Annotated in this window: 10 protein-coding genes; 1 reads left to right on the top strand and 9 read right to left on the bottom strand. The window is 74.2% G+C overall.

What is annotated here, in order from left to right; translation table 11 throughout:
• The 4 genes from gatB to gatC form a co-directional block, all read right to left on the bottom strand.
• A partial coding sequence (gene gatB, locus E4P40_RS22955; RefSeq protein WP_135160703.1) for an Asp-tRNA(Asn)/Glu-tRNA(Gln) amidotransferase subunit GatB occupies window positions 1-951 on the bottom strand: 951 nt, incomplete at its 3' end.
• The gene (locus E4P40_RS22950) at window positions 948-1,154 is read right to left on the bottom strand and encodes a hypothetical protein (RefSeq protein WP_245160530.1); all 207 of its coding nucleotides are present in this window, start codon (window positions 1,152-1,154) and stop codon (window positions 948-950) included. The genes gatB and E4P40_RS22950, both read right to left, overlap by 4 nt.
• Window positions 1,151-2,668, bottom strand: a complete 1,518-nt coding sequence (gatA, locus tag E4P40_RS22945) for an Asp-tRNA(Asn)/Glu-tRNA(Gln) amidotransferase subunit GatA (protein ID WP_245160529.1) — start codon at window positions 2,666-2,668, stop codon at window positions 1,151-1,153. Before gatA ends, E4P40_RS22950 begins: the two co-directional genes overlap by 4 nt.
• Window positions 2,665-2,964 (bottom strand): Asp-tRNA(Asn)/Glu-tRNA(Gln) amidotransferase subunit GatC, encoded by a 300-nt coding sequence (gene gatC / locus E4P40_RS22940; RefSeq protein ID WP_135160702.1) that lies wholly within the window; start codon window positions 2,962-2,964, stop codon window positions 2,665-2,667. The genes gatA and gatC overlap by 4 nt, the downstream gene beginning before the upstream one ends.
• 164 nt (window positions 2,965-3,128) lie before the next feature.
• Between gatC and E4P40_RS22935 the strand changes: the two genes are divergently transcribed.
• Complete coding sequence (locus tag E4P40_RS22935; RefSeq protein WP_135160701.1) at window positions 3,129-3,794, top strand: ACT domain-containing protein; 666 nt, start codon at window positions 3,129-3,131, stop codon at window positions 3,792-3,794.
• Between the two features lie 14 nt (window positions 3,795-3,808).
• On the opposite strand, the gene ligA is transcribed toward E4P40_RS22935, so the two are convergent.
• The 5 genes from ligA to E4P40_RS22910 all read right to left on the bottom strand — a co-directional run bounded on the left by ligA (window position 3,809) and on the right by E4P40_RS22910 (window position 10,765).
• Entirely contained in the window at window positions 3,809-5,941 is a 2,133-nt protein-coding gene (gene ligA, locus E4P40_RS22930; RefSeq protein WP_135160700.1) for an NAD-dependent DNA ligase LigA, read from the bottom strand.
• 56 nt (window positions 5,942-5,997) lie between these two features.
• Entirely contained in the window at window positions 5,998-7,014 is a 1,017-nt protein-coding gene (locus E4P40_RS22925) for a methionine synthase (RefSeq protein ID WP_135160699.1), read from the bottom strand.
• A 72-nt stretch (window positions 7,015-7,086) separates the two neighbouring features.
• Complete coding sequence (gene mnmA / locus E4P40_RS22920) at window positions 7,087-8,184, bottom strand: tRNA 2-thiouridine(34) synthase MnmA (RefSeq protein WP_135160698.1); 1,098 nt, start codon at window positions 8,182-8,184, stop codon at window positions 7,087-7,089.
• Window positions 8,181-9,371: a cysteine desulfurase family protein gene (locus E4P40_RS22915; RefSeq protein WP_135160697.1), complete on the bottom strand. Its 1,191-nt coding sequence runs from the start codon at window positions 9,369-9,371 to the stop codon at window positions 8,181-8,183. The genes mnmA and E4P40_RS22915 overlap by 4 nt, the downstream gene beginning before the upstream one ends.
• Window positions 9,368-10,765: an MFS transporter gene (locus E4P40_RS22910; RefSeq protein ID WP_245160531.1), complete on the bottom strand. Its 1,398-nt coding sequence runs from the start codon at window positions 10,763-10,765 to the stop codon at window positions 9,368-9,370. The genes E4P40_RS22915 and E4P40_RS22910 overlap by 4 nt, the downstream gene beginning before the upstream one ends.
• Between the last annotated feature and the right edge of the window lie 56 nt (window positions 10,766-10,821).

Below are 10,821 nucleotides of genomic sequence, written 5' to 3'. Positions count from 1 at the left end.
CGTGGCCAGCAGCTTCGCGACCCACTCCTCGTCGGGTGCGACGGGCACGAGGTCGGGCTCGGGGAAGTACCGGTAGTCGGTCGCCTCCTCCTTGCTGCGGCCCGGCGAGGTCGTGCCGGTGTCCTCGTGGAAGTGCCGGGTCTCCTGCAGGACGCGACCGCCCCCGTCGAGGACGGCGGCCTGCCGGCGCATCTCGAACCGGACGGCCCGCTCGACCGAGCGCAGCGAGTTCACGTTCTTGGTCTCGGTGCGGGTCCCCCACTCCAGGCTGCCGATCGGCGCCAGGGAGGTGTTGACGTCGCAGCGCAGGTTGCCCTGCTCCATCCGGACCTCGGAGACGCCGAGGGCGACCAGGATCTCGCGCAGCTCGGTCACGTAGGCCTTCGCGACCTCGGGCGCCTTGGCGCCGGCGCCGGGGATGGGCCGCGTGACGATCTCGACGAGCGGGATGCCGGCGCGGTTGTAGTCGATCAGCGAGTGGTCGGCGCCGTGGATGCGACCGGTGGCGCCACCGACGTGCAGGTTCTTGCCGGTGTCCTCCTCCAGGTGCACCCGCTCGATCTCCACGCGGTAGGTCTCGCCGTCCACCTCGACGTCCAGGTGCCCCGCGGTGCAGAGCGGCTCGTCGTACTGCGTCGTCTGGAAGCCCTTGGGGATGTCCGGGTAGAAGTAGTTCTTCCGCGCGAACCGGCACCACGTCGCGATCCGGCACCCGAGCGCCAGACCGATGCGGATCGTCGACTCGATCGCGGCGGCGTTGGCGGCCGGGAGCGACCCCGGCAGCCCGAGGCAGGTCGGGCACGTCTGGGTGTTGGGCTCGGCGCCGAACGTCGTCGAGCAGCCGCAGAACATCTTCGAGGCGGTGCCGAGCTCGACGTGCGTCTCCAGCCCGATCACCGGCTCGTAGCGGGCGAGGACCTCGTCGTAGTCGACCAGGGAATCGGTGCTCACGAGGTGGGGTCCTCCTTCGAGGAACGCGGCGCCGGCGTGCGGAGGGCGATCGCCGCACCTGCCGCCGTCAGCACGCCGAGGACGATGAAGACCGCGAAGACGGGGCGGCCGGTGGTGATCCAGAGGACGAGCCCCGCCACGATGACGAACGCCGTCAGCGCCCACGCGGCCTTGAGCGCGCCGGCCATGCCCTCCCCGCTCATCTGAGGCCCTCGACCGTCTGCACCGGGAGCTGGTCGAGGAAGCGGGAGCCGCGGGCGGCGTCCTGTGCTGCCTCGAGGGCCGCCGCGACCTGGTAGCAGCGGTCGTCGGCCAGTGCCGGCGCCATGATCTGCAGTCCGACCGGCAACCCGTCGGAGAGCCCGCACGGCACGGAGATCGCCGGCACGCCGGCCAGGCTCGCCGGGAGGGTGCAGAGGTCCGCGGCGTACATCGCGACCGGGTCGTCGACGCGGGCCCCGATCGGGAACGCCACCGTCGGGGTCGTCGGGCTGACCAGGACGTCCACGTCGTCGAACGCGGCGGAGAAGTTGCGGCTGATCAGCGTCCGCACCTTCTGCGCCTGGCCGTAGTAGGCCTCGTAGTAGCCGCTGGACAGCGCGTAGGTGCCGAGGATGATCCGGCGCTTCACCTCGGCGCCGAACCCCTGCTCGCGGGTGAGGGCCATGACCTCGTCGAGCTCGCGCTGCCCGTCGTCGCCCACCCGCAGCCCGTAGCGCACCCCGTCGAAGCGGGCCAGGTTGGACGACGCCTCGCTGGGGGCGATCAGGTAGTAGGCCGGCAGCGCGAGGTCGAAGGCGGGGCAGGAGATCTCCCGGACCTCGGCGCCCATGCTCTCGAGGAGGGCCACCGCCTCCGCGACGCGGGACAGCACGCCCGGCTCGTAGCCGTCGGCGTGCCCCTCCCCACCCAGCTCGCGGACCACGCCGATGCGCAGCCCCGAGAGGTCGCCCTCGGCGCCGCGGCGGGCGCACTCGGCCAGCACCGGCATCGGCGCGTCGATGCTCGTGGAGTCCAGCGGGTCGTGGCCGCCGATCGCCTCGTGCAGGAGCGCGGCGTCGAGGACGGTGCGCGCCATCGGACCGGCCTGGTCCAGGCTCGAGGAGAACGCGATGAGGCCGTAGCGGGACACCGAGCCGTACGTGGGCTTGTGGCCGACCAGCCCGGTCAGTGCCGCCGGCTGCCGGATCGAGCCACCGGTGTCGGTGCCGATCGCCCACGGGGACAGCCCGCCGGCGACGGCGGCCGACGAACCGCCGGACGAACCGCCGGGGATCCGCTCGGGGTCCCACGGGTTGCGGGTGACGCGGTACGCGGAGTTCTCGGTGGACGAGCCCATGGCGAACTCGTCCATGTTCGTCTTGCCGAGCAGCACCGTGCCGGCCGTCTTCAGCCGGGCGGCGACCGTGGCGTCGTAGGGCGGCTTCCAGCCCTCGAGGATGCGCGAGCCGCTCGTGGTGGGGACGCCCTCGGTGACGACGACGTCCTTGAGCGCGACCGGGACGCCGGACAGCCCGGTCCCCGCGGTGCCGGCCGAGTCGATGTCGCGGGCCCGGGCCAGCGCGGCCTCGGGGTCGACGTGCAGGTAGGAGCCGAGCGCGTCGTCCTCGGCGGCGATGCGGTCCAGGTAGGCCTCGGTGACGCCCGCTGCCGTCGCGCCGTCCTGCAGCGCGCTCTGCAGCTCCGCGACCGTCATCGAGGTGAACGCGCTGCTCACGCCTCCTCCTGCAGGATGCGCGGCACGCGGAAGCGGCCGTCCTCGGCCGCGGGCGCGCCGGCCAGGACGACGTCCCGCGGCAGGCTCGGCCGGGTGACGTCCTCCCGGAAGACGTTCGTCATCGGGACGGCGTGGGTGGTCGGCGGCACGTCCTCGACCGCGGCCTTCTGCACCTGCGCCACGGCGTCCAAGATCGCCGACAGCTGACCGGCGTACAGGTCGAGCTCCTCGGCGGTCACCGCCAGCCGGGACAGTCGCGCCAGGTGGGCGACATCCTTCCGGGAGAGCGTGCTCATGCTGGGGAGGAACTCCACTTCGGTGCTGCTCGGCGGCGCGCTGCTCGGCCGCCCTTCGACCTCGCCACTCTACGTGGGGCCTTCCGGGGCTCCCCGGCGTGAGAAGCTGGGACCTCACGATCGACGGAGATCGCCCCGCACCCCGAGGACGACCCGGAGGAACCGTGTCCTATCTCCTGCGCCTGGTGGTCCCCGACCGCCCCGGCATCCTGGGCGCCGTGGCCACGGCGCTCGGCGACGCGGGCATCGACATCGTCTCCCTGGACGTCCTCGAGCGCGGCAACGGGGTCGCCGTGGACGACGTGGTCGTGGAACTCCCCCGCGACCGGCTGCCCGACAGCCTGATCACCGCCGCCCAGGCCGTTCCCGGTGTCACCGTCGAGTCGCTGCGCCCGTTCGCCGGCCCCCTGGACACCCACCGCGAGCTCGAGCTGCTCGACGCCCTGGCCCGCGTCGACGAGGGGACCTCGGCCAAGCTGCTGGCCGCCGAGCTGCCACGGGTCTTCCACGCCGGCTGGGCGGTGGTGCTGTCCGCGGTGGGCGACTCGTGGGAGGTCGCCGCCGCCTCCGAGGCGGCGCCGAACTTCGAGGGCCTCACGCTGCCCTGGATGCCGCTGGCGTCGCCCCGGCTGCTGCCCAGCGAGGACGACTGGCTCCCGCCGCGCTGGCGCGAGATGGCCCTCGAGATGATGGTCTCTCCGTACGGCGGGCCGGGCTGCGCCGTCGTCCTGGGCCGCTCGGGCGGGCCGGCGTTCCGGCGCTCGGAGCTGCTCCGGCTGGCGCACCTCACCGGCATCGCCACGACCGTGGCGACGCTGCCGCCCCTCTGAGAGGACCCCTCCGACTACGCGTCGCCGATGGTTGCGACCTCGCGGGCGGCCTCGGGACCGTCGGAGAGCAGCACGGCGAAGCCGTCGTCGTCCAGGATCGGCACCTTGACCTGCACCGCCTTGTCGTACTTGCTGCCGGGATCGGCGCCGACGACGACGAAGCCGGTCTTCTTCGAGACCGATCCGGTGACCTTGCCGCCGCGCTCCTGGATCGCCGCGGTCGCGCCGTCGCGGCTGTAGTCGCGCAGGGAGCCGGTGACGACGACCGTGACCCCGGTCAGGGGTCCGGGCGGGGCGTCCTCCCCCGCGTCGGCCATCCGGACGCCGGCCCGGCGCCACTTCTCCACGACCTCGCGGTGCCAGTCGACGGTGAACCAGTCGGCCACCGCCCGCGCGATCGTCGGGCCCACCCCGTCGGCCGCGGCGAGCTCCTCCTCGGAGGCGGCCATGATCCGGTCCATCGAGCGGAAGTCGCGGGCCAGCGCCTGGGCGGCGGTGGGACCGACGTGCCGGATGGACAGCGCGACGAGGACCCGCCACAGCGGGACGTCCTTGCGGGTCTCGAGGTTGGTCAGCAGCTTCGCGCCGTTGGCCGACAGGGTGCCGTCCTTCTTCGTGAAGAACGACGTCCGCCGCAGCTTGTCCTCGTCCAGGAAGAAGATGTCGCCCTCGTCCTCGAGCAGACCGCTCTGCAGCAGAGCGATGGCCGCCTCGTAGCCGAGGTTCTCGATGTCGAAGGCCCCCCGACCGGCGACGTGGAAGACGCGCTCCCGAAGCTGCGCCGGGCAGGACCGGGCGTTCGGGCAGCGGATGTCGGCGTCGCCCTCCTTCTCCGGCCGCAGCTCCGTGCCGCACTCGGGGCAGTGGGTCGGCATGACGAACTCGCGCTCGTCGCCGGTGCGTGCGGCGACGACCGGGCCGAGCACCTCGGGGATGACGTCGCCGGCCTTGCGGATGACGACCGTGTCGCCGATCAGCACGCCCTTGCGCCTCACCTCCGACGCGTTGTGCAGGGTGGCGAGCTGGACGGTCGAGCCGGCCACCTTCACCGGCTCCATGTAGGCGAAGGGTGTCACCCGGCCGGTACGGCCGACGTTGACCTTGATGTCGAGGAGCGTGGTCGTCGCCTCCTCCGGCGGGTACTTGAACGCGATCGCCCAGCGGGGTGCCCGCGAGGTCGAGCCGAGCCGGCGCTGCAGGGCGTACTGGTCGACCTTCACGACGACGCCGTCGATCTCGTGCTCGACCGAGTGCCGTTGCTCCTTGGTCTGCTCGATGAAGGCCCAGACCGCCTCGAGGTCGTCGACCACCCGGTACCGGTCGCTCACCGGGAGGCCCAGGTCGCGCAGCCGCTCGTAGGCGGCCGACTGGCGGTCGACCTCGAAGCCGCGGTGCGCCCCGACGCCGTGCACCACCAGGCGCAGCGGCCGGGAGGCGGTGACCTTCGGGTCCTTCTGCCGGAGCGAGCCCGCGGCGGCGTTGCGCGGATTCGCGAACGGGGCCTTGCCCTGCTCCACCAGACCGGCGTTGACGTCGGCGAACCCGGCGACCGGGAAGTAGATCTCGCCGCGGACCTCGAGCAGTGCCGGGACGTCATCCCCGGTGAGCTGCTGCGGGACGTTCTCCATCGTGCGGACGTTGGCGGTGACGTCCTCCCCCGTCGTCCCGTCACCCCGCGTCGCGGCGCGGACCATGCGGCCGTTCTCGTAGACGATCGCGACGGCGACGCCGTCGACCTTGAGCTCGCAGAGGTAGCTGGCACCGGCCGCGCCCTCCCGCTCCACCCGGGCGGCCCACGCGGACAGCTCGTCGCCGGAGAAGGCGTTGTCGAGGCTCTGCATGCGTTCCAGGTGCTGGACCGGCGCGAAGGTCGCGGTGAACCCGCCGTTGACCTTCTGGCTGGGCGACTCCGGCGTCACCAGTGCCGGATGGGCGGCCTCGATCGCCTTGAGCTCGCCCATGAGCTCGTCGTACTGGCCGTCGCTGACCAGCGGCTCGTCGCGCACGTAGTAGGCGAAGGCGTACCGGTCGAGCTCCTCGGAGATGTCGCGGTGGCGGGAGCGCGCGTCGTCGGGGACCTCTGTGACGTCCTCCCGCTCGGCCGCGGCGGCGACCGTGGGGGCGTCGAGTTCGGCGTCGGTGCTCACGGAGCAGACGGTATCCGCCTGGTACGACGCCGAACCGGGCTTCCCCCGGTCGTGCGTCAGTCCGGCTGCAGGTACCTCGCCGCCTCCCGCACATGGGTCATGGCCGCCCGGGCGTAGCCGGGCGTCGCGCCGGCCAGTCCGCACGACGGCGTCAGGGTGACGGCGGCGGCCAGGTCGTCGGCGGGGAAGCCGAGCTCCCGCCACCAGGCCTGCACCCGGGACGCCGTCGCCTTGGCGCCCGGCAGGGTCGCGTCGGTGCCGGGCACGACCCCCGGGAGGAGGTGCGTCCCGGCCTCGATCGCGGTGCCGACCGCGTCGAGGTCCTGCACCAGCCCCAGGTCGAAGGAGAGCGCCGCAGCGCCGGCGGTGCGGAAGAGGTCCAGCGGCATCCGCGGTGCGCAGCAGTGGACGACGACGGGGCCGGGGACCGCATCGATCAGGGCGGTGAGCTCCTGCTCGACGACGGTGTCCTCGATCGCCGACAGCTTGCCGAAGCCGCTCACGGTGGGCAGTCCGCCCTGGAGGACCGCGGGCACGGACGGCTCGTCCAGCTGGACGACGACCCGCGCGCCCGGCACCCGCGCGGAGACGGCCGCGACGTGGGCGGTGAGCCCCTCGGCGAGGGACTGGGCGAGGTCACGCCGGGCCCCGGCGTCGACGACGGCGCGATCCCCACGGGTGCGCTCGAGACCGGCGGCCAGCGTCCAGGGCCCGGCGACCTGCACCTTGAACGGCCCCGTCCAGTCCGCCGCCACGTCGTAGAGGGCATCGAGGTCACGTTGGAGGAACTCGTGTGCCCGGCGCTGGTCGATGCCGGGGCGCGCGACCAGCCGCCAGCCGCCTGGCGTGAGGTCGAAGGCGAGGTCGACGAGGAACGCCGCACTCCGGCCGATCAGGTCCGCGCCCGGCCCGCGGTCGGGCAGCTCGGGCAGGTGGGCGAAGTCCGGCAGCTCCCCGACGACCAGGCGCAGCGCCTCGGCCGGGTCGGTGCCGGGCAGGGACCCGACGCCCGAGGCCGGTCCCCAGGTGGTGGGATCCGGACTCGGGTGGTCGTCCTGGTTCGGGGGTGTCACGGCACCGACGCTAGTCGGCTCCCGCAGAGACCCCGAGGGGGAAGGCAGGACTCGCCGCGAAGGTCGAGGCGCCTAGCGATGAACGGCCTGTTCCCGTTCACGGGTGGTGCGGACGGCGGCCTGCCCGAGGACCAGGTCGCCCCGCTCCGCGTCCTTCTCGTACAGGACCGCGGACTGGCCCGGGGCAACTCCGCGCTGCTGCTCGGCCAGGGCGATCCGCAGTCCCCCGTCCTGCGCCGCGCTCACCCGGCAGGCGACCGGGGCGGCGTGCGCCCGGAGCTGGACCTCGGCGTCGAGGGGCAGGACCGGGACGCCCGCCGTCCACGTCGCCGGCCCGGTGAGCACCTCGCGGACGCCGGCGAGGTCGCGCGTCCCGATGGTCACGGTGCGGCTCACCGGCTCGATGCCGAGCACGTAGCGGGGCCGCTGGTCCCCCACGGCGACGCCCAGGCCGCGGCGCTGGCCGACGGTGAACCCGAAGGTGCCGTCGTGCTCCCCCACGGTCGCGCCGGTGGCGGCGTCGACCACCGGTCCCGGCCGGCTGCCGAGCCGGCGGGTGAGGAATCCGCGGGTGTCCCCGTCGGGGATGAAGCAGATGTCGTGCGAGTCCGGCTTGGCGGCGACGGCGAACCCGCGCTCGGCCGCGATCTCGCGCACGCGGTCCTTGGTCATCGCGCCCAGGGGGAACATCGCGGCCGCCAGCTGCCCCGGCGTGAGGACGCCGAGCACGTAGGACTGGTCCTTGGCCGCGTCCACCGACCGCCTCAGCGCGCCGTCGGCGAGGCGGGCGTGGTGGCCGGTCACGACGGCGTCGAAGCCGAGGGCGCGTGCGCGGTCGAGCACCGCGGTGAACTTGATCTTCTCGTTGCAGCGCAGGCAGGGGTTGGGCGTCCGGCCGGCCTCGTACTCGGCGACGAAGTCGTCGACGACGTCCTCGCGGAACCGGTCGGCGAGGTCCCAGACGTAGAAGGGGATGCCCAGCTCGTCGGCGACCCGACGGGCGTCGTGTGCGTCCTCGACGCTGCAGCACCCGCGGGCGCCGCTGCGCAGGGTCTGCCGGTCGGGCGAGAGGGCGAGATGGACGCCGGTCACGTCGTGGCCGGCGTCGACCGCCAGTGCCGCGGCCACCGCCGAGTCGACGCCCCCGCTCATCGCGGCGAGCACCCTCATCGCGAACCCAGGCCGGCCCGGCGGGCCCGCTCCACGACCGGGCCGATCACCTCGAGGACGGCGTCCACGTCGGCGTCGGTCGACGTGTGACCGAGGCTGAACCGCAGCGAGCTGCGGGCGCGCTCGGTGTCGGCGCCCGTGGCCAGCAGGACGTGGCTCGGGCGGGCGACACCGGCGCTGCAGGCCGAGCCGGTCGAGCACTCGATGCCCCGGGCGTCGAGCAGCATCAGCAGGGCGTCGCCCTCCGCGCCGGGGAAGGACAGGTGCGCGTTGCCGGGCAGCCGGCCCGGCCCCGAGGACAGCCGGTCGTCCAGCGGCGCCCCGTTGAGCTGGACGTCGGGCACCTGCGCGACGACGCCGTCCACCAGTCGTCCGCGCAGGGCGGCGAGCCGCTCGGCGCGCTCGCCGCGGGAGCCGACGGCGCTGACCGCGGCGACCGCCAGGCCCACGATCGCGGCCACGTCGAGCGTCCCGGACCGGACGTCGCGTTCCTGACCGCCTCCGTGCAGCAGCGGCGTGCACTCGGCGTCCCGGCGGAGCAGGAGCACGCCGGCGCCCATCGGCCCGCCGAGCTTGTGCCCCGTCATCGTGAGGGCGTCGACCCCCGACGCGCCGAAGTCCACCGGCACCTGGCCCACCGCCTGGACGGCGTCGGTGTGGAGCGGGACACCCACGTCGTGGGCGACGGCGGCCAGCGCGGGCAGGTCGCTCACCGTGCCGATCTCGTTGTTCGCCCACATGACGCTGGCGACCGCGACGTCGCTGCCGTCGCCGAGCGCCTCGGCGAGCGCCTCCGGCAGGACGCGGCCGGTCGGCTCGACCGGCAACCAGGTGATCTCGGCACCGTCGTGCTTGGCCAGCCATTCCACGCTGTCGAGGACGGCGTGGTGCTCGGCCGGGCTGACGACGATCCGCCGACGGCGCGAGTCGGCCTGCCGGCGGGCCCAGAACAGCCCCTTCACCGCGAGGTTGTCGCTCTCGGTGCCGCCGCCGGTGAACAGCACCTCCGACGGCCGCGCACCGAGCGCTTCGGCCAGCCGCTCCCGGGACTGCTCGGCGGCGCGGCGGGCAGCGCGGCCGCTGGCGTGCAGGGAGGAGGCGTTCCCCACCCGGCCCAGCTGCTCGGTCATGGCAGCCAGCACCTCGGGGAGCACCGGCGTGGTCGCCGCGTGGTCCAGATACGTCATGGCGTGGCCAGCGTAGACGCGGGAACGGACCTGCCCGTGGCCGCAGCGGGCGCTCCGGCCCGCGGGGCCACGGCCGCGCCGACCACCGCCAGCGAGGTGAGCACGGCGACGGCCAGCAGCACCGCCGTGGACAGGGCGAGCAGACCGGCCGTCGCGGCCCCGATCAGCACCCCCACGACGCCGACGCAGACGGCCGAGCCGGTCACGTCGGAGATCTGGAACGCCGCCGAGTCGGCACCGCGGCGGTGCTCGGGCGACTGGTCGAGCAGGAGCACACCGACGCTGGGCATCCCGAGGCCCATGCCGAGCCCGGCCACGGCCCAGCTCAGGTAGGCCGGCCAGCCGCCGACGCCCGGGAGCGCGACGACCGCGGTCGCGGACAGTCCGACGGCGAGCAGGACGAACCCCACCCGGAGGAGGACGACGCGCGACACCGCCGGCAGGCGGCCCTGCAGCTGCGAGGCGGTCGCCCAGCCGAGGGCTCCCGCGGTGAGCGGGATCCCGGCGGTGGTCGCGCCGTAGCCGTGCAGCTGGGTGAGGGCGAGGGGAAGGAGGGCGTCCATGCCGAAGAAGGCCCCGGCCAGCAGGCCCCGGGCGCCGACGACGGCGGGCAGGCCCGGACGCGCACGCACCGTGCCGCCGGGCAGGAGATGCCGCAGGCCGAGCAGCAGGGCGGCCAGCCCGAGGACCGCGATGCCGGCCGCGAGCAGGTCCAGCCGCTGGCCGGCGTACTGCAGCGCGGCGATGCCGGCACCGGCCAGCAGTGCCCACCACCGCCGGGCGGGCTGCGGAGCGGCGGTGGGGTCCGGCACGCCGAGGCCGCGGAGGGACGGCAGCACGAGGAACAGACCGAGCGCGATGAGCGGCAGCAGGCCGAGGAACACCAGCCGCCAGGTCAGGTGCGCGGTGATCAGGCCGGCGACGAGGGGCCCGATCAGCGCCGGGAGGACCCACGCGGCGGAGATCGCCCCGAACAGCCGCGGCCGCAGCTCCGGCCCGTATGCCTGCCCGGCGACGACGTAGAGGGAGACCGCGATCGCGCCCCCACCGATGCCCTGGACGGCGCGGGCGGCGACGAACAGCGCCATGTGGCTCGCCACCCCCGCGGCGAGGAGACCGACCGCGAAGACGGCGACGCCGGACAGCAGGGCCACTCGCGGCCCCCGCCGGTCGCCGGCGTCCCCGCCGACGACCATGCCGAACACGGAGGCCACGAGGAAGGCGCTGAACGGCCACCCGTACCAGGCGAGCCCGTCGAGCTCCGTCACGGCCGTCGGCATCGCGGTCGCGACCGCGATGGACTCGAACGCGACGAAGGTGACGAGCATGAGCAACCCGGCGGTGGTGAGCCGGTGCGCCCGGTCGAAGACCCCGGCCGGGCTGCTCGTCGTCACGTCCTCGCCAACTCTCTCCGGGTGCCGGTGCTTCCCGCCCGGGACGTGCGTCGAGC

The organism is Blastococcus sp. CT_GayMR20 (assembly GCF_004570345.1).
Note: the sequence above shows the minus strand (reverse complement) of the source record. Positions and strands in the feature narration are given on the sequence as shown.